Genomic DNA, 17,739 nt, shown 5'->3' on the forward strand with positions numbered 1-17,739 from the left:
CTGACGACCCGTTCCCCGCTGCCGCGGTCGCTCCCGGCGGCGCGCCGCCAGGCCGGATGAGGCACGATCAAAACGCTCTGGCACAAACGGCCAGCGACAGCGCTGTTCGCAATGAGGAATTGCGAAGGCGGGCATTTCCGGTTTTCATACCGGAGCGACACACTCGGGAGGATGATCATGGATGCCGCAGTCAGCCCTTTCACACGGGGCCTTGCCAAGACCACGGCCAATTATGCCGCGTTGAGCCCGCTGAGTTTCCTGGCGCGCGCGGCGGATGTCTTTCCCGAGACGACGGCGATCGTGCACGGCACCCAACGGACCGACTACGGCACTTTTTACCGCAGGGCGCGCCGGCTCGCGTCGGCGCTCGCCAGCCTCGGCATCGCCCGGAACGATACGGTCAGCGTCATGCTGTCCAACGTGCCGCCCATGCTGGAGGCGCACTACGGCGTGCCCATGGCCGGCGCGGTGCTGCATTCCATGAACACGCGTCTCGACGCGGCGGTCATCGCCTTCCAGCTTGACCATGCCGATTGCAAGGTGCTGATCACCGACCGGGAATACGCGAAGGTGGTCAAGGAAGCCCTGGCGCTCGCAACGGTGTCGCCGAAAGTGATCGATTATTCGGATCCCGAGTTCCCGCAGGACGGAGAGCGCCTTGGCGCGCTCGACTACGAGGACGTCGTGCAATCCGGCGACCCGGACTTCTCCTGGTCGCTTCCGGACGACGAATGGGACGCCATCACCCTCAATTACACGTCCGGCACCACCGGAAATCCGAAGGGAGTGGTCTATCATCATCGCGGCGCCTATCTGCTGGCCCAGGCGAACGTGATCACCGCGGCGATGCCCAAACATCCGGTCTATCTGTGGACCCTGCCGATGTTCCACTGCAACGGCTGGTGCTTTCCCTGGTCGCTGTCCCTGGTGGCCGGGACCCATGTCTGCCTGCGCTGGGTCCGCCCGCAAACCATGTGGGACCTGATCGCGGACGAAACGGTCACGCATCTGTGCGGCGCACCGATCATCATGTCCACCCTGCTGAACGCCCCGGCGGACCAGAAACGGACGCTTGACCACGTGGTGGAATTCTACACCGCCGCAGCACCACCCCCCGAGAGCGTCCTGGCCGCCATGAAGACCGCCGGCTTCAACGTCACCCATCTTTACGGTTTGACCGAGGTCTACGGTCCAGCCGTCGTCAACGACTGGAAGCGCGAGTGGAACGATCTTCCGCCCGACCGGCAGGCACAGAAGAAGGCACGGCAGGGCGTGCGCTATGTCGCGCTGGAAGACCTGGCCGTGCTCGATCCGGAAACGCTGGAACCGGTCCCGGCGGACGGCGAGACCCTCGGTGAGGTGATGTTCCGCGGCAATGTGGTCATGAAGGGATATCTGAACAATCCGGAAGCGACCGAAAAGGCCTTCCGGGGCGGCTGGTTTCATTCGGGCGACCTGGGGGTCATCTATCCAGATGGATACATTCAGCTCAAGGACCGGTCCAAGGACATCATCATATCCGGCGGCGAAAACATCTCCTCGATCGAGATAGAGGAGGTTCTTTACAAGCACCCCGACGTCCAGGCCGTGGCGGTCGTCGCCCGGCCGGACGAGAAATGGGGCGAGACACCCTGCGCCTTTGTCGAATTGAGACAGGACGCGAAGACCGGCGAGAACGATCTCATCGCATTCTGCAGGGAGCATCTCGCGGGCTTCAAGACCCCCAGGAAGATCGTGTTCTGCGACCTGCCCAAGACGTCGACCGGCAAGATCCAGAAATTCGCGCTGCGCGAACAGGCCAGGGCGCTTTAGGGTCTATAAACAAAAAGACGCCGCGCATTGCGCGGCGTTTCAAAAAACCTCAGGTCCGTCCGCCTAGTGAAGCGTCACGTCTTGCCGTATTCGCTCGATCTCGTCCTTGATCTTGAGCTTCTTTCGTTTCATGTTAGCCAATTCCAGCGAGTCAGTACTCGGATGCAACAGAGCGTCTTCAATCCTGCGTTCCATTTCCGCGTGACGGCGCTCGAGTTCTGAGAGATGCGACTGCATTGACATGGAAAAACCTCCTGTCTGTTGGCTCAACACGATCATGCTGCCATAGAAATTCCGGGCTTGTCGATTGTTGATTCCACATAGTCCGGGCGATTTGTCGACGAATTATGCATTCCCGCGATTATCCTTACGAAACCCTGAAAAAATGCCCCGGGCTAACAGGCTCAAATCTCTCAAAAATTTCCCATGAAAGATTTGCCAGTTCACAACTTCTCCCAAGGCGAAACTTTTCAGGTGATTACCCGGCTTGTAATCCACCGCCCCGGGCGGTAACCAACCGCAGGCTTGCCAAAGATGTTATCTTGCCCGGTATCGCTGAAATGCATTAGGACTGATGTCCTGCTTTGGGGAACTTGAATGGCGCGACAGGACAGTGAGGCATTGCGGGTGGAACTCGCCCAGCTTCGTCAGGAACACCGGGATCTTGACGTGGCCGTGGAAGCGCTGGCCGCCACAGCCAACCTTGACGCCTTGCAACTGCAGCGGCTGAAAAAGCGAAAGCTGATGATCAAGGACCGGATTTCGGTTCTCGAAGACCAGTTGTTCCCCGACATCATCGCCTGACGCCCCTCCGTTCACGCGGAAAACCGGACGCCGCCGCAAGCGAAACCGCAATTGCCGGTTCCGCCGAGATTCGCGCTTGCGATGCGCGGTCTCCTGCCTATACTCCGCGGCTCTTCCGGGCCGGCCGATAAATGGAGCGCACTATGGCACAAGCGGATGTCGCAATCCTCATGGGCAGTCAGTCGGACTGGCCGACAATGAAACACGCGGCGGATACGCTCGCCCAGCTTGGCATCGGCTACGAGTCCCGCATCGTGTCGGCCCACCGGACCCCGGACAGAATGTATGAATTCGCCAAGGGGGCGAAGGCGCAGGGTTTCAAGCTCATCATTGCCGGAGCCGGCGGTGCCGCCCACCTCCCGGGAATGACGGCGGCCCTGACCTCCCTCCCCGTATTCGGTGTTCCCGTCGAGAGCCGGGCCCTGTCGGGCGAGGACAGTCTTCTGTCGATCGTCCAGATGCCGGCCGGGATTCCTGTCGGAACCCTGGCAATCGGCAAGGCCGGCGCCACCAATGCCGCGCTCCTGGCCGCGGCCGTCCTGGCACTGACAGACCCCGACATCTCGACCGCCCTGGACGCGTATCGCGCCGAGCGCACCGCCGCGGTTGCGGAAACCCCTTCGGACACCGACTAGAATCTTCAGCTAAGGTGTCCCCGTTCGAACAGGAAGGTCCGGCATGAGCGAAATGTCACGATTGCGCCCCGGCGACACGATCGGGATCCTCGGCGGCGGGCAGCTTGGCCGCATGCTGGCGCAATCGGCCGCCAGTCTTGGGCTGAAGACCCATGTATTGTGCCCCGATCCCGACAGCCCAGCCTTCGAGGTCTGTACCACTTTTACGGTCGCGGCCTATGACGACATGGAGGCGCTCGATCTCTTTGCGGGCTCGGTCGGCGTTGTCACCTATGAATTCGAGAACGTCCCCGGAGAGACGGCGGCATATCTTGATGCCAGGGTCCCTGTCCGGCCCGGTGCGCGCGCGCTGGAAATCGCCCAGGACCGCCTGTTCGAAAAACGGTTCCTGTCCGGCGCCGGCGTCCCGATCGCCCGATTCGCCGAAATCGCATCCCAGGCGGATCTGGAAACGGCCCTTGCGGACTTTGGCGGAAAGGGTGTTCTGAAGACCCGGCGTTTCGGCTACGACGGCAAGGGCCAGCAGATGATCCGCACGCCTGCCGACGCGGCGGGAGCCTTCGACAGGCTGGGCGCCGTTCCGGCCGTTCTGGAAGATCTCGTTTCCTTCGACTGCGAGGTCTCGGTGATCGCCGCGCGCGATGTCAACGGCGACACGGCCTGCTACGATCTTGCCCGCAATCATCATGAAGACCACATCCTCAAGACCTCGACCGTGCCCGCCGGCGTTTCGCGGGAAACGGCACACGCGGCCCGATCGATGGCCGAGCGGATTGTCTCCGGACTGGACTATGTCGGCGTCATGGGCGTGGAAATGTTTCTCGTCAAGGACGCCACCGGCGAGAAGCTGCTGGTCAACGAAATCGCGCCACGGGTGCACAATTCCGGCCACTGGACCCAGGATGCATGCCTGTGTTCACAATTCGACCAGCATGTCCGCGCGGTGGCCGGCTGGCCGCTCGGCACCGCCGAGCGCCATTCGGACGCTGTCATGGAAAACCTGATCGGTGCCGACGTGGACGGCTGGGAAGCTGTCCTGGCCGATCCTTCAGCGCGGCTGCATCTCTACGGCAAGTCGCAAACGCGCGCCGGCCGCAAGATGGGCCATGTGAACCGGATTTCGACCCGGATTTCGGCCCAGGTTTCGGCGAAGACCGGCTGAGCACACTCAGCTCATAATCAGCCCCAGTTTTTCCCGGCGCGCGAAACGCAGATTGGCAAGGACCGCAACCGAGGCCAGACCGCCGGCCAGGCCGCACCAGACGCCGACGCCACCCCAGCCGGCGGCGAAACCAAGGCCAAGCGACAGGCTTATGCCGACCACCCAATAGCCGAACAGCGCATAGAACATCGGGATGGTGGTGTCGCCGAGGCCGCGCAGGTTGTTGACACCGATGATCTGGCCGCCGTCGGCCAGTTGAAACAGCGCCGCCACCAGAAGAAACGAAACACCATAGCGCAGCACGTCGCGGGCCTGCGGATCGTCCAGGTCCAGATAAAATCCGACAAGCATTTCGGGGATCGTCCAGAACAGAACCGCAAAACAGCTCATGAACACCATGGTGACGAAGAGCGCGGCCCAGCCGGCCCGGCCGATACCCCGATGGTCCCCGCGCCCGGCGGCAAGGCTGACCCGGGTCATTGCGGCGACCGAAAAGCCGACAGGCACCATGAAGGTAAGCGACGCGATTTGCAGGGCGATACCATGACCGGCGAGCGGCAGGGTCCCCAGCCAGCCGATCATGATCGACGAAGCGGTGAACAACGAGCCTTCCGCGACAATCGTCAGCGCGATGGGCGTGCCGAGCCGGACGATCCGCAGAATGACCGGCCAATCCGACCGCCAGATCCTTCCCATGATGTTGTAGCGCCTGAGCTTTGGATGCAGCAGCGCGTAGCCCATCAGGAACAGGAAGGTTGCGGAGGCACTGAAGACAGAGGCGATCCCCGCCCCGGCCAGTCCCAGTCTTGGAAATCCGAATTCGCCGAAGATCAGCAGATAGTCGAGGATCGCGTTCACGACGGCGCCGGCGATCGTCGCCCACAGCACGATCTGCGTCCGCTCCATCACGGTCAGAAACCCGCGAATCGCCATGATCAGCAGCCCCGGCAGCATGGTCCATTGCAGATAGCGCATGTAGTCTTCGGCGAGCGCGGCCAGCTCCGGTTTCTGTCCGAGCATCAGGAGGATGGGTTCGATGAAGAACAGGATTCCCCAGACCGGAATGCAGAACAGAACCGACACCCAGAACCCCATGCGCACGACGCGGCGAAGATCTCGCGGCTTGCGCTGTCCGCGCGCATGGGCCGCGATGGGGATGACCGCCTGAAGCAGCCCCATGCCGAAGAACCACAGCAAGGTGAAGAAGTTGAATGCCAGCACCGAAGCTGCCAGCTCCTCTGCGCCCAACCGTCCGATCATGAGGACGTCGGTCGCATTGATGGCCATCTGTGCCAGTTGGGCACCCGCGAGCGGCAGCCCGAGCGACAGGGTCGGCAGAATATCGCTGCGCCACAGCGAAACGTTCTTTGCCGGTTCGGACACCCTGGACAGCTGTCGCGCCATTGTTTCCTCCAGGAATGCAGCCGGGGCCGCGCCGGATTCTGTGTGAAAGGTTCTTCTGGTAAGACAGTCACCTCTAGTCCTGATACGAAGTGGTGTCCACACTCATCTGCGCCCCGTCCTTGGCAGCGTGCCGGCGCACCGTTCCGGCCCGGCATTGCCCGATTTCGCCTGTTTCTTTTCGAATGGCTGTGGACACATCACAACTGCTCTGGTATCAAGCTGGCCAAAGTGAGCGACGCGTCAGCGGCGATCAGGTTACTGTACACGGGCAAGTGCTCGGTGCATCGGTGAGTGTTGACTGCATGTTTCCAGAGCAGTCACATAAGTTTGTCGGGCAGACCTCGCTTAAATCATAGTCCATTCCAGCTGCGGATTGGCCGCGGCACATTAAGAACGGGAAAAAACGCGTGCAGGTTTTGGTTCGCGACAACAATGTCGATCAGGCGCTGAAGGCGCTGAAAAAAAAGATGCAACGCGAAGGCATCTTCCGTGAAATGAAGCTTCGCGGTCATTTTGAAAAGCCGTCCGAAAAGAAGGCGCGCGAGAAGGCTGAAGCCATCCGCCGCGCACGCAAGCTGGCTCGCAAGCGGGCACAGCGCGAAGGCCTGCTTCCGGGCAAGCCCGCCGCTCGCCGTTAATCCGGCTAGAGCGGGTCTGGCGGCTCCGGCCGCCACTCTCGACAAGACTGTCATCAGGCCGACCGAAGTCCCGGTCGGCTTTTGGCGTTTTGCGGAGAATGCTAGGGATATGGCCCATGCTGCCGGCGCATAGTCACATTACCGCCCTATTGAAGGCAGAGGAACGGCATGTCTGAGCGCTTGACTGTAGGGGATCGAATGGGCCGCATGCGCAAAATTCTGCCGCTCGCCACTGGGCTGGGCCTGGCAACAATGCTGGCTGCCTGCAATTCGACGGGGGTCTACAATGACGTCCCGGTCAACACCTCCGCAGGTTCCTCCACCAACATTGCTTCGCTGACAGCGGTGATCGAGGCCAATCCTTCGGACGCGACCGCCTACAGCACGCGCGGTATTGCCTACGGACAGGCCGGCAAGCTCGACAAGGCCGTGGAAGATTTCAACCGCGCTCTGCAGCTCAACCCGCAGTCCTATCAGACCTACGCCAACCGGGCTCTGGTTTACCGGCGCCTTGGCCAGAACCCCCAGGCTGTTTCCGATTACACCCGCGCGATCAACATCAAGCCCGATTATGACGTGGCTTATGTCGGCCGCGGCAACATCTATCGCCAGCAGGGCAACTACAGTGCCGCTCTTGCGGATTTCAATTCCGTCATCACCCGTGACAGCAGCGACGCGCGCGCCTTCTACAATCGCGGCCTGATCTATCAGGCCCAGAAACAGGATCAGCGCGCGATCGAGGATTTCGCCACCGCCATCGGTCTCAATCCGAAGGCCAGCGCGCCCTACATAGCCCGCGGGATCTCCTATCTGGCCGTGAACGATCCCAATGCCGCCTTCTCCGACCTGTCCATGGCCGTCAATCTCGACCGGGATTCCTCGGTTGCCTGGGCCAACCGGGGCCTTGCGCTGGAAATGCTGGAAAAAAAGACGGATGCACGCCGCAACTACACCCGCGCCATGACGCTGGACAATTCCAACCAGATTGCCCGCGAAGGTCTGGGCCGCCTCAGCCGCGGCTGATCGCCTGAACCAAACGTGCTAGCATCCGCAGACCCGATTCCCGAATCCGGTCGCGCGGTTCTGTGACCATAGCCAGCACGGTCCCATGTCAGCGCCCCTTTTTGTTGCTTCCCCGACCACCCGCTCCGGTACCACATTTCTACAACGTCTGATCACCAGTTCGGACAACGGCATTTGTTATGACGAATTCACGGGTCGCCGGATCGCCGAACTGTGCGACTTCGCGCACAAGGAAATGCTGCTCATTCAGAAGAACGAAGACAGGCAGGCCGTTGAGTGGAAGAACGTGTTCAGCGGCGACGTGGACTACTGGATGGCCGGGCTCGATCTGCCGGGAGACTTCAGCAAACATGCGCTCGTCGGCGCCGTGCAGTTTTACAGACAGCACCATGACGAAGCGACCAGATTGGTGAACAAGGAGATCTGGGCCGTCAAGTTTCCGAAGCTCGAATTCACCCGGGTGGTCAGGATCGCCGATCTGATCAACGACCTCAAATGCATCTACATTTACCGCAACGTCTTTGACGTCATCAGGTCTCAGAAATCGAAGGGCTGGATTTCAAACCGGCAAAACGTGATCGAATCCTGCCTGGAATGGGTGAAGAACACGGACGTCATCGCCGCCTTGAAGAAAAACGATTTCCAGAAAACCAGCCTGCAATGCTGCATGTCGTCCAGTATGAGGATCTCGTCCGGAACCTGGACAGCAATCTCAAGGCAATCGAGGCCTTTTCCGGGCTGCGCGGCATCAAGCCTCCGGTCGCGGACACCAAGGTCAACACCTGGATCACGGCATCGGGGGAGGACATGACCCCGGTCGTGTCCTACCAGGAACCGGAGCCGTTGACCGAGGAGGAAGCCGGAACCATCGCCACTATTTGCGGCAGCCGCATGGACGAGCTTTATCCGGGTTTTGAAACCCCGGCTCCATAGAACGGAGACACACGGCCGTTTCCGCGCCGGTTCTTACGGCGCTCAGAACGGAACTTCAGCGTCAAATGTCCATCTTGCGCCATCCGCCGGATGGTGCAGTTCCAGGCTTTCCGCGTGAAGGGCCAGCCGTCCGCATGCCGACAGGGCCGCGCCTTCGGCGTAGAACCGGTCCCCGAGGATCGGATGGCCCAGGGCCAGCATGTGAACGCGCAACTGATGCGACCGCCCCGTGTGGGGAAACAGCCTCACCCGGGTGCAGTGGTCCTTGCGTTCAAGCACCTGCCAGCGCGTGAGCGCCGGTCTTCCCGTCTCGTGACTGACCATCTGTTTCGGACGGTTCGGCCAGTCGCAGGTCAGCGGCAGGTCGACCTCGCCTGTTTCTTCTGCAAGCTGTCCCCAGATCTCCGCAATATAGGATTTCCGCGTTTTCCGGCGCTCGAACTGCAACCCCAGATGCCGCAGAGCCGCAGGGTTCATGGCCAGCACCATGACACCGGACGTGTCCATGTCCAGACGGTGCACGATGCGCGCCTGCGGATACCGCTGCTGCGCCCGCAATTCAATACAGTCCGCGTGCTTGGCAGCCTTGCCCGGAACACTCAGCAATCCGCTCGGCTTGTCCACCACGAGCAGATCGTCATCGGCATGCAGAACCTGAAGATAGGGCTCCAGCGGAGGCGCATAGACGAACTCGGACGGTGCGGACTGGGTCATGGCATGTGGTTTTCGAAATCTCTCACGGCCAGGCAAAACAAAAAGGCGCAGCTCGCGCCGCGCCTTGTCCCGGTGACAGCAATCAGCCGGTTTTCCCGGCTGTCAGACCGCCAGGATTGTCAGGATACCGGTCAGGACAAACACCACCGTCGGCGGGATCCAGCCGGAAGCGCCAAGCGCGAGGCCAACGACGGTCGTGACCAGGGTCGCGATCAGCATCAGCCAGCCGAACACGGTGGCAGCCGTGCCGCCAAAAGCGAACAGGATCAGGCACAGAACAATGTTCAGGACCGCGATCGTCCCGATCTTGGAGAAGTTGATGAACCCCTCATAGGTCTGCTCGTGAGCGTCATAGTCCATTGCGGGTGCGTTATCGTCAGACATCATGTCCCCCAGGGAAATTCCAAAGTCGGCAGCCTACATACAATAAAGAGCCCCGGTTCGGCAATGACCGGATTCGCCGTTTCGCTCCGTCCGCGCGCGACGTTTTGACTGCCATCGCAATTTCTGCGGCCTGCCTGTCCGTCCTCAGGCAGCATTCGAGGTTCCGGCAAGCCCGGCGGCGGTCATCACTTCATGCTGGCGGTCGCGGACGGCCGCCGCATCGAAGCCGTCGATCTGTTCGTTGAACAGCTGAAAGAAATTCAGTTCTGCCCTCAGATGCAGGAAGACCCCGCCCAGACCGATGGCCGCCCGGTCCATGAAGACGAATTCCTGGGGCACCGTCACCGGGCCGAGCTGCTTCAGCGCCGAATGAACCCGGAAAGCTTCCTTGCGGCCGTATTCGGCCGCCGAGACGCCATCGGCGATCGACCGCACCCGGTCTGTGAGAAGAGGTCCGTAAATGAACCGCGCCCAGATATTGAGGATTTCGATCACTTCCTTGCTGAGGTTCTTGAAGCCCCACCGTTCGTAGGCGGACACCACCCGTGCCTCGTCTCCCTCCAGAAGCCCGCGGTAGAGATCGACAACCCCTTCGACGAACCCGTCCGGAAAGATCCGGATGCAGCCGTAGTCCAGAAGATTGATCCCCGCAGGCGCCCCGTCCGTTTCGAAGACCGTGTAATTGCCTAGGTGCGGGTCGCCGTGAATGACGCCGAAATGACTGAACGGATGCCACCAGGCGTGAAACATCGTCCTGGCCAGGTGGTTCCTGTCTTCCTGGCTGTGATCCTTGTAGTCCAGCAACGGCTGGCCGGTCAGCCAGCCCATGGTGAGCAGCCGTTTGGTCGACAGTTCTTCGACCACTTCAGGCACCCGGATCTGGTCGGCATCGGCAAGGATACGCCGGTACATGGCGATATGCGCCGCTTCGCGGACATAATCCAGCTCTTCGCGGACCCGGGCGCCGATCTCCTTGGCTATCTCGCGCGTGTCGATGGCCGGGCTCATGCGCCGGTGCAGCGAGAACAGCATCTGCAATTGCTTGAGATCGGCTTCGACGGCGGAGGCCATGTCCGGATATTGCAGCTTGCAGGCCAGAACCCGGCCGTCATGGCCGGTGGCCCGGTGTACCTGCCCCAGCGAGGCGGCCGCCGCCGGTTCCCGGCCGAACTCCTCGAACCGGCCTTGCCAGTCCGCGCCGAGTTCCGCGCGCATCCGGCGCTTGACGAAGGCCCAGCCCATCGGTGGGGCATTGGCCTGCAGTTTGGCGAGTTCGGTGGTGTATTCCGGCGGCAGCACATCGGGAATGGTCGACAGAAGCTGCGCCACCTTCATCAGCGGCCCCTTGAGCCCCCCCAGCGCTTCGGCCAGTTCCGCCGCGTTCTTTCCGTTGTCGAGTTCCATCCCGAACAGACGTGCCCCGGCCACCTTGGCGGCGATCCCGCCCATATTGGTTCCGACCCTTGCATAACGCCCCATGCGGGCGCTGAGCCGGTTGCTTTCACGGTCTTTGGATTGCGGCATGCGATTCTGGGCTCCGTCGTCGGGGCGCCGTGCTTGGCCACCCGAAACTGTCTCTTCGCCTAAATATGCACAAGCGCGGTAAAATCCAGATCCGCCGGCGCTATTGCGCTGCGGCGAAAAGCCCGTCGAGTGCCTCCGCAAGCGCGTCGCGCGTGCTGACCAGCCCCTTGTAGGCGAGCTGGTCCGCATCGAGATCGAGAAGCTGCCGGCGAAGGTTCCGGGCGAGTTCCGCGCGATCCTCGGACGCGGCCAGCGCGGCCAGCGGATCATGATGGATCTTGATCGTGAACAGGATATCGCCGCTTCCGGGAAGCCTGCGCAGGGTCTGGCGCTCCACCCGCAGGAACAACCGGGCCAGCGCACTCCCCGAGATTTCCGGACGGATCTGTTTCGGGCGCGGGTGATGCAGGTCTCCGTCCGGGTAGACCGACCAGTTGAAGCGCCCCACAAGTTGCCCCGTTTTCATGTTGTCGAAGATCCGCGCGACCATCTGGCCCATGCGGCCGCCATTGAAGCCCGGCACGTTGTCGTGAATGCCCGTCATCGACTGGCCGAATTTTTCCGCCAGCGACCAGGAGGAGGGAAAACACAGGGAAGCCGCGGCAAGACGGTAGCCGTCCGGCCCGGGCCGCATGAGGATGAGGTCTTCCTGCACCAGCCGGGAGGCGGTCAAAAGCGCCGGCGTCTCCTCGAGGCCGACACGCTGCCCGCTTTCGAGCACTTCGACGGCCCCCCCGGACAGCCGATGGCTGCCGGTGTGAAAGCGCTCGAGGTTGTCGGCAACAAGGTTCAGGACCTCGCGCTGCGCGGCGTCGGTCGCCGGTTCGGCCCGGAACACCGTCTCCAGGGCATTTGTGAAAAGGTGTTCCTTCTCCGCAAGATACCTTGTCAGGTTGGGATCGGGTTCCAGCCACGTCTCCTCCGTCACCGGTTTCAGGCCGACGGTGAAAGGCTGGCTCGAGCCATCATAAGGCGTGTGCCGAAACGGCGGCGATGCCGGCTTTTGCATGCGCTACTCCGTTTCGAGCGCTTCGAGTTCGTCGATCAGCCGCTCGATGACGGCAAGGCCTTTCTTCCAGAAATCCGGATCCGATGCGCTCAGCCCGAAGGGCGCCAGAAGTTCCGAATGATGCTTTGTGCCACCGGCCTTCAGAAGGTCGAAGTATTTTTCCTGAAAGCCGGTTTCCGCTTCCTCGTAGACCGCATAGAGCGAATTCACCAGGCAATCGCCGAAGGCATAGGCATAGACGTAGAACGGCGAGTGGATGAAATGCGGAATATAGGTCCAGAAGCTTTCGTAACCTTCGTTCAGACTGATCGCCGGCCCCAGGCTCTCGCTCTGCACCGAGAGCCACAATTCGCCGATTTTCTCCGATGTCAGCTCGCCGTTGCGTCGCTCCGTGTGCACCTTGCGCTCGAACGTATAAAACGCGATCTGGCGCACCACCGTGTTGATCATGTCCTCCGCCTTGGAGGCCAGCATGACCTTTCGGGTCTGCGGATTGTCCGCCGTCGCCAGCAGCGACTTGAAGGTCAGCATCTCACCGAAGACACTCGCGGTTTCCGCCAGCGTCAGCGGCGTCGGCGCCATCAGCGGTCCGTTCGGTGCGGCCAGGACCTGATGGACGCCGTGGCCCAGTTCGTGGGCGAGCGTCATCACGTCCCGGGTCTTGCCCTGGTAGTTGACCAGAACATAGGGATGCGCGCTGGGGACAGTCGGATGCGCGAAGGCGCCCGGTGCCTTGCCGGCGCGGGCGGGCGCGTCGATCCAGCCTTTTTCGAAGAACCGGCCGGCAATCTCCGCCATGTCCGGGGAGAAGGCTTCATAGGCGGACAGCACGGTCCGCCTGGCCTCGTCCCACGGGATCACCCGCGTATCCGCGTCGGGCAGCGGTGCGTTCCGGTCCCAGGTGTTGAGCTGGTCCATGCCCAGCCATTTGGCCTTCAGCTTGTAATAGCGGTGCGACAGGCGCGGGTAGGCGTCGCGCACCGCGGCCACCATGGCGTCGACCACCTCGCGCTCGACCCGGTTCGACAGGTGACGGCTGTCCGCGATATCAGCGAAATTCCGCCACCGGTCGGAGATCTCCTTGTCTTTCGCCAGCGTGTTGGTGATCAGCGTGAAGGTTCTGAGATTTTCCCCGAACGTTTTCGCAAGCGCCTCGGACGCCATGCGCCGCTTTTCCGCGGACGGATTCACCAGCATGTTGAGCGTCGGCTCGATCGCCAGCTCCTCGCCGTCGACATCGAAGGACAGCGAGGCCATGGTTTCGTCGAAGAGACGGTTCCAGGCACTCGCGCCGGTGACCGACTTTTCGTGAAACAGCTGCTCCACCCGGTCTTCCAGCTGATACGGCTTGCCTTTCCTCAGATCCTCCACCCATGGCCGGTAATGCGCGAACTGCGCATCCTGGAGCGCCGCCTCCATGACCGCGTCGTCGATCTTGTTCAGCTCCAGGGTGAAAAACAGAAGATGCGATCCCGCCGTGGTGATCTGCTCCTGGACGTCGCCATAGAATTTCTGCGATTCGGGCCGAATGGTGTTTTCCGCATACACAAGTCCCGCGAACGAAATCAGCCGGCCCATGACATCTTCAAGATCTTCATAGGCTCTGACCGCCGTGACCAGAGCGGCGACATTGTCCCCGGCAAGGTCCGCGAGGCGCCCCTTGTAGGAGGTCTCGAAGGTTTTCGCCCGGTCGAGAATCTCCTTGAGATCCGCCGTCACCTCGGGCGCGTCAACCGACGGGTAGAGATCGGTGAGATCCCATTCCGGAAGATTTTCAAGTTCCGTGGATGCTGACGACTGAGGCGCGAATACGGGAAGCGGCATCGGTGCGGTAAACTCCGGTGAACGGTGGCCGGCAGGAGGCTGCGGCAGGAAACTGGTTCTGAATTTGTAGGCTTGGTCCGGTCCCGCCGCAATCAGGCTTGGCAAACTTTTTTGACCCCGCCTGGACGATTTGTTTACCCAATTGCCACCAGAATGGTTCGAAACGAGACATATTTGCGGAACGAGTGACACAGGTTATGCAGGCAATCAGCGGCAAAATTCTCATCGTTGACGACGACCCGATCCAGCGCAGGCTGCTGCAGGAAGCCGTCAAGAAGTTCGGCTACCGGTCGAAGACCGCGGAAAACGGCGTCGAAGCCGTGCGTATCATGTCCGGCCCCGAGGCCAGCGAAATCGACCTGATCATTCTGGACATGGTCATGCCGGAACTGGACGGGCTCGGCGTGTTGGAAAAACTGCGCGGCGACAAGAACGCAACCCCTGTGATCGTGCAGACCGCTCATGGCGGCATCGACACCGTGGTCACCGTCATGAATGCGGGCGCCCAGGATTTTGTGGTCAAGCCGGTGGCCCCGGAACGGCTCAATGTGTCGATCCGCAATCTGCTGAAGACCTCCGCTCTGGAAGGCGAGATCACGCGCATCCGCAAACAGGCTTCCGGCACGCTCACATTCAACGACATCATCACCCACTCCCCCGCCATGGAACGGGTGATCAATCTCGGCAAGCGTGCCGCCGCTTCCAACATTCCGATCCTGATCGAGGGGGAAAGCGGTGTCGGCAAGGAAATGATCGCCAGCGCCATTCAGGGGTCGAGCGACCGCAAGTCCAAGCCTTTGGTCACGGTCAATTGCGGCGCCATTCCGGACAATCTGGTGGAATCGATCCTGTTCGGCCACGAAAAGGGCGCCTTCACCGGCGCCGTCGACAAGCATGCGGGCAAGTTCCAGGAGGCTCATGGCGGCACGCTGTTCCTCGACGAGGTCGGCGAGTTGCCCCAGGACGTACAAGTGAAACTGCTTCGGGCGATTCAGGAAAACGAGATCGACCCGATCGGCGCAAGGCGTCCGGTGAAAGTGGATTTCCGCCTGATCTCGGCCACGAACCGGCGCCTGGTCGACCAGGTCAAGGAAGGTGCGTTCCGGGAAGACCTCTATTACCGTCTCAACGTTTTTCCGATCTGGATCCCGCCCCTGCGCGACCGGCGCGAGGACATTCCCGCACTGGCCCGGCATTTTCTGGCGCGGTTTACCGCCGAAGAAGGCAAACCCCAGGTCTCGGCCATCTCCTCCGACACGCTTGCCATGCTTCAGGAGTATCATTGGCCGGGCAATATCCGGCAGCTGGAAAATTCGGTCTTCCGCGCGGTCGTCCTGTGCGACGGCCCCCAGTTGACGATCAACGACTTTCCCCAGGTTGCCGCCGCGACCCATTCGGCCGCGCCGGTGGCGCATGCTCTTCCGGCAGCAACGCCCGAGGCGCCCCGCCCGGCAGCGCCGGCCTCGGCCCAGGCCCATAATTCAGCCGCCAGTCTGGGCGCAAGTCAGGCCGGAAATCAGAGTGGAGTGATGCCGGCCGCCCCTGCGCCCGCCGGTTTCGAACAATCCGCTCCCTTCGGCTTCATGCGCAGCCTCGATCAGGACGGGCACATCCGCAAGCTTGCCGATATCGAGGAGGAACTGATTCGGGCTGCGATCAACCATTATTCAGGCCGCATGACGGAAGTTGCCCGCAGGCTCGGCATCGGAAGGTCCACACTTTATCGCAAGCTGAAGGAATACGGCCTCGAGGACGATGGCAAGGACGCCGCCGCCTGATTTGAGCAGGATCAAGGCGACAGGGTGGAAATTGACGATATTTTGACGCATTCTCCGGATATCCATCATCGCCGGGGTGCAGTACCGGAATGAATATGCGGCGTTGCATTTCCGTCACGATTTTCAGGCAAGTGAATTTAGGGTAAAAACTTCTTAACTTGCGGCAGCTAAACTGGTTCCCTGCTGGGGAGCACGGGATGGGTGAAAACCCTCGGAAACGGCGAGAAAGAGATTGCGTAACCGGTTTGTTGATTTCGACGCCGTCGGATGGCTGAAGCGTGCCGTGACAACGGCAAGCGCGTTTCTGGTCGTGTCGGTCTGTCTGACAGCCGCGGCCCAGGCTGAAACCCGTACGCTCAAATTGTACAACACCCACACCAAGGAACGTGTGTCCGTCACCTTCAAGAGGAACGGACGCTACCTGCCCGAGGGTCTGCGCGAGGCCAACCGCTTCCTGCGCGACTGGCGCCGCAACGAAATCATCAAGATGGACCCCGAGCTGCTCGATCTTGTCTGGGAGGTCTACCAGAAGGTCGGCGCACGCGATCACATCAACGTCGTTTCCAGTTACCGTTCCCCGGCGACCAACAACATGCTCCGCAAGCGCTCTTCCGGCGTCGCCAAGAACAGCCAGCACACGCTGGGCAAGGCCATGGATTTTTATATCCCGGGCGTGAACCTGTCCAAGCTGCGGGCAGCGGGCCTGCGCAAGGAAGTGGGCGGCGTTGGCTATTATCCGCGGTCCGGCTCCCCTTTCGTTCACATGGATACCGGACGGATCCGGCATTGGCCACGCATGAGCCGTTCCCAGCTTGCCAGGGTTTTCCCCGACGGCAAGACCTTGCACATTCCTTCAGACGGCAAGCCGCTCAGCGGCTACAAGGTCGCCCTGGCACAAAGCAAGTCCGGCAGTTCGAGAACCTCCCGGCCGACGATTGTCGCCTCGAACAGTCCTTCCAGAGCCACCACCCGCAACCAGAGCCTGACCAACCCGGCCGCACCGATCCCGGTCAAGCCGGCTGCTGACGGCGCCGGCGACGGCAATCTGTTCGCCCGTCTCTTTGGAGGCGGTGGTCGTGACGGCAATGAAACAGCCCGGCCCGGCGCGGTCGGCAATGCTCCGAAGGCGACCCAGACGGCAAGCGTATCCCCGGTGGTCGACAATCCGCCGGTCCCGGGCCGCAAGGTTCGCAGCAGCGCGCCGCCGCTTGCCATTGCCGGCACGGAACCGGACCTGCAACCGCAGACCGCGGCTCCTGTTGCCGTTGCCAGCGCGGCGCCTCTGCCACCTGCAAACACGCTCGACGCCCAACGCACGGCCCTGGAAACAGGCCAGCCGGCAGCGCCGAGCCAGACCATCAATTCCCGGTTCCAGATTGCGCGCGCGCCGGCTCAAAAGCCGAATTCGGGCCTGAGCGCGGCGGCCCGGGCCGCGGCCGCGACACTTGGCCAGACAGCTACAGAGCCTGACAGCCAAGCGGAAACCGTGACCGCGGCATTGCCGGTTCCAAATCCTGTTTCTTCTCCGGCCCCTGTTTCCGCTCCGGTGACGGATCCGGTAGCGGCGATTGCCGCGGCGACGGGAACATCCGTGCCCTCGCCGACACCCGCTCCCCGGCCGGGAGCGACACTTGCCTATGCATCGGCGGCGGCCACACCGCCTGTCCTGAACCGGTCGCTGCGTCCTTCCGCCGGATTGCAGAAACACACTCCCGGGCCGCGGCCCGGCAGCACGGCCACCACCGGTTCGGACCAGGCCAAGCGTCCGTCCGTCTCCGGGCGGATCCCGCAGGACCAGATCGTCGATCCGCTTTCAGGTTTTGCCAGCCTGCCTGACAAGTCGGAGCCGACACTCCTGTCCGGCGCCGGGACCACGCGCCATCAGGCATTCGCCTGGCTCAAGCACCCCGATCAGCGTGCCTTGAAAAACGTCATGCTGCCCGGCAACCGGTTCGTTGCGGCCAGTTTCGACCACACGCCCTACGGCGGCCTGCGCACCGACCGGTTCGACGGCGGCCCGGCCGTGATCGTGCTTCCCGTGCGCTTCGCCCGATAGACGACCCTTTCATCAAAAACAATAAAGCCCGGCATCACT

Annotated in this window: 17 protein-coding genes; 9 read left to right on the top strand and 8 right to left on the bottom strand. The window is 61.8% G+C overall.

Translation table 11 applies throughout. The features are described from left to right. Positions 1–177: 177 nt before the first annotated feature. A complete protein-coding gene (locus WNZ15_RS11205) occupies positions 178–1,812 on the top strand; it encodes an acyl-CoA synthetase (protein WP_342893053.1) in 1,635 nt (544 codons plus the stop codon). A 63-nt stretch (positions 1,813–1,875) separates the two neighbouring features. Here WNZ15_RS11205 and WNZ15_RS11210 read toward each other — a convergent pair whose 3' ends face one another. Next, entirely contained in the window at positions 1,876–2,055 is a 180-nt protein-coding gene (locus tag WNZ15_RS11210; protein WP_342893054.1) for a DUF465 domain-containing protein, read from the bottom strand. A gap of 354 nt (positions 2,056–2,409) precedes the next feature. Between WNZ15_RS11210 and WNZ15_RS11215 the strand changes: the two genes are divergently transcribed. From WNZ15_RS11215 to WNZ15_RS11225, 3 genes are all read left to right on the top strand, one after another. Further along, positions 2,410–2,616 carry a DUF465 domain-containing protein gene (locus WNZ15_RS11215; RefSeq protein WP_342893055.1) on the top strand — a complete coding sequence of 69 codons (207 nt, stop codon included), beginning with the start codon at positions 2,410–2,412 and terminating at the stop codon, positions 2,614–2,616. 143 nt (positions 2,617–2,759) lie between these two features. After that, positions 2,760–3,251 (top strand): 5-(carboxyamino)imidazole ribonucleotide mutase, encoded by a 492-nt coding sequence (gene purE / locus WNZ15_RS11220; RefSeq protein WP_342893056.1) that lies wholly within the window; start codon positions 2,760–2,762, stop codon positions 3,249–3,251. Between the two features lie 43 nt (positions 3,252–3,294). Beyond that, positions 3,295–4,413, top strand: a complete 1,119-nt coding sequence (locus WNZ15_RS11225; RefSeq protein ID WP_342893057.1) for a 5-(carboxyamino)imidazole ribonucleotide synthase — start codon at positions 3,295–3,297, stop codon at positions 4,411–4,413. A 6-nt stretch (positions 4,414–4,419) separates the two neighbouring features. Here the strand turns inward: WNZ15_RS11225 and WNZ15_RS11230 are convergent, their stop codons facing one another. Beyond that, a complete protein-coding gene (locus WNZ15_RS11230) occupies positions 4,420–5,817 on the bottom strand; it encodes an MATE family efflux transporter (RefSeq protein WP_342893058.1) in 1,398 nt (465 codons plus the stop codon). A gap of 407 nt (positions 5,818–6,224) precedes the next feature. On the opposite strand from WNZ15_RS11230, the gene rpsU reads away from it, so the two are divergent. Together rpsU and WNZ15_RS11240 are read left to right on the top strand one after the other, a co-directional pair. After that, complete coding sequence (rpsU, locus tag WNZ15_RS11235; RefSeq protein ID WP_068409696.1) at positions 6,225–6,455, top strand: 30S ribosomal protein S21; 231 nt, start codon at positions 6,225–6,227, stop codon at positions 6,453–6,455. Between the two features lie 207 nt (positions 6,456–6,662). Next, positions 6,663–7,478 (top strand): tetratricopeptide repeat protein, encoded by an 816-nt coding sequence (locus WNZ15_RS11240; RefSeq protein WP_342893059.1) that lies wholly within the window; start codon positions 6,663–6,665, stop codon positions 7,476–7,478. A 139-nt stretch (positions 7,479–7,617) separates the two neighbouring features. On the opposite strand, the gene WNZ15_RS11245 is transcribed toward WNZ15_RS11240, so the two are convergent. Then, positions 7,618–7,869 carry a hypothetical protein gene (locus tag WNZ15_RS11245; RefSeq protein ID WP_342893060.1) on the bottom strand — a complete coding sequence of 84 codons (252 nt, stop codon included), beginning with the start codon at positions 7,867–7,869 and terminating at the stop codon, positions 7,618–7,620. A 269-nt stretch (positions 7,870–8,138) separates the two neighbouring features. On the opposite strand from WNZ15_RS11245, the gene WNZ15_RS11250 reads away from it, so the two are divergent. Beyond that, complete coding sequence (locus WNZ15_RS11250) at positions 8,139–8,411, top strand: hypothetical protein (protein ID WP_342893061.1); 273 nt, start codon at positions 8,139–8,141, stop codon at positions 8,409–8,411. 42 nt (positions 8,412–8,453) lie between these two features. Here the strand turns inward: WNZ15_RS11250 and WNZ15_RS11255 are convergent, their stop codons facing one another. The 5 genes from WNZ15_RS11255 to WNZ15_RS11275 form a co-directional block, all read right to left on the bottom strand. Beyond that, entirely contained in the window at positions 8,454–9,125 is a 672-nt protein-coding gene (locus WNZ15_RS11255; RefSeq protein ID WP_342893062.1) for an RluA family pseudouridine synthase, read from the bottom strand. A 102-nt stretch (positions 9,126–9,227) separates the two neighbouring features. After that, positions 9,228–9,509 (bottom strand): aa3-type cytochrome c oxidase subunit IV, encoded by a 282-nt coding sequence (locus tag WNZ15_RS11260; protein WP_342893063.1) that lies wholly within the window; start codon positions 9,507–9,509, stop codon positions 9,228–9,230. A gap of 144 nt (positions 9,510–9,653) precedes the next feature. Beyond that, complete coding sequence (locus tag WNZ15_RS11265; RefSeq protein WP_342893064.1) at positions 9,654–11,033, bottom strand: AarF/ABC1/UbiB kinase family protein; 1,380 nt, start codon at positions 11,031–11,033, stop codon at positions 9,654–9,656. 100 nt (positions 11,034–11,133) lie between these two features. Continuing rightward, the gene (locus tag WNZ15_RS11270; RefSeq protein WP_342893065.1) at positions 11,134–12,042 is read right to left on the bottom strand and encodes a DUF3445 domain-containing protein; all 909 of its coding nucleotides are present in this window, start codon (positions 12,040–12,042) and stop codon (positions 11,134–11,136) included. A 3-nt stretch (positions 12,043–12,045) separates the two neighbouring features. Continuing rightward, positions 12,046–13,866 carry a M3 family oligoendopeptidase gene (locus WNZ15_RS11275; RefSeq protein ID WP_342893066.1) on the bottom strand — a complete coding sequence of 607 codons (1,821 nt, stop codon included), beginning with the start codon at positions 13,864–13,866 and terminating at the stop codon, positions 12,046–12,048. 197 nt (positions 13,867–14,063) lie between these two features. On the opposite strand from WNZ15_RS11275, the gene WNZ15_RS11280 reads away from it, so the two are divergent. Both WNZ15_RS11280 and WNZ15_RS11285 read left to right on the top strand, forming a co-directional pair. Then, positions 14,064–15,644 (top strand): sigma-54 dependent transcriptional regulator, encoded by a 1,581-nt coding sequence (locus WNZ15_RS11280; protein ID WP_342893067.1) that lies wholly within the window; start codon positions 14,064–14,066, stop codon positions 15,642–15,644. 232 nt (positions 15,645–15,876) lie between these two features. After that, positions 15,877–17,700, top strand: coding sequence for a DUF882 domain-containing protein (locus WNZ15_RS11285; RefSeq protein ID WP_342893068.1), 1,824 nt, complete (start codon positions 15,877–15,879; stop codon positions 17,698–17,700). Positions 17,701–17,739 lie beyond the last annotated feature (39 nt).

The sequence above is a fragment of the Roseibium sp. AS2 genome, from assembly GCF_038900065.1.
Taxonomy (GTDB): domain Bacteria; phylum Pseudomonadota; class Alphaproteobacteria; order Rhizobiales; family Stappiaceae; genus Roseibium.

Excerpts from the sequence above, each read along its gene's own strand:
- WNZ15_RS11205 (WP_342893053.1), top strand. The coding sequence starts at position 178 with ATGGATGCCGCAGTCAGCCCTTTCACACGGGGCCTTGCCAAGACCACG.
- WNZ15_RS11210 (WP_342893054.1), bottom strand. The coding sequence starts at position 2,055 with ATGTCAATGCAGTCGCATCTCTCAGAACTCGAGCGCCGTCACGCGGAA.
- WNZ15_RS11215 (WP_342893055.1), top strand. The coding sequence starts at position 2,410 with ATGGCGCGACAGGACAGTGAGGCATTGCGGGTGGAACTCGCCCAGCTT.
- purE (WP_342893056.1), top strand. The coding sequence starts at position 2,760 with ATGGCACAAGCGGATGTCGCAATCCTCATGGGCAGTCAGTCGGACTGG.
- WNZ15_RS11225 (WP_342893057.1), top strand. The coding sequence starts at position 3,295 with ATGAGCGAAATGTCACGATTGCGCCCCGGCGACACGATCGGGATCCTC.
- WNZ15_RS11230 (WP_342893058.1), bottom strand. The coding sequence starts at position 5,817 with ATGGCGCGACAGCTGTCCAGGGTGTCCGAACCGGCAAAGAACGTTTCG.
- WNZ15_RS11240 (WP_342893059.1), top strand. The coding sequence starts at position 6,663 with ATGCGCAAAATTCTGCCGCTCGCCACTGGGCTGGGCCTGGCAACAATG.
- WNZ15_RS11245 (WP_342893060.1), bottom strand. The coding sequence starts at position 7,869 with ATGGTGCTGTCTGTAAAACTGCACGGCGCCGACGAGCGCATGTTTGCT.
- WNZ15_RS11250 (WP_342893061.1), top strand. The coding sequence starts at position 8,139 with ATGCTGCATGTCGTCCAGTATGAGGATCTCGTCCGGAACCTGGACAGC.
- WNZ15_RS11255 (WP_342893062.1), bottom strand. The coding sequence starts at position 9,125 with ATGACCCAGTCCGCACCGTCCGAGTTCGTCTATGCGCCTCCGCTGGAG.
- WNZ15_RS11260 (WP_342893063.1), bottom strand. The coding sequence starts at position 9,509 with ATGTCTGACGATAACGCACCCGCAATGGACTATGACGCTCACGAGCAG.
- WNZ15_RS11265 (WP_342893064.1), bottom strand. The coding sequence starts at position 11,033 with ATGCCGCAATCCAAAGACCGTGAAAGCAACCGGCTCAGCGCCCGCATG.
- WNZ15_RS11270 (WP_342893065.1), bottom strand. The coding sequence starts at position 12,042 with ATGCAAAAGCCGGCATCGCCGCCGTTTCGGCACACGCCTTATGATGGC.
- WNZ15_RS11275 (WP_342893066.1), bottom strand. The coding sequence starts at position 13,866 with ATGCCGCTTCCCGTATTCGCGCCTCAGTCGTCAGCATCCACGGAACTT.
- WNZ15_RS11280 (WP_342893067.1), top strand. The coding sequence starts at position 14,064 with ATGCAGGCAATCAGCGGCAAAATTCTCATCGTTGACGACGACCCGATC.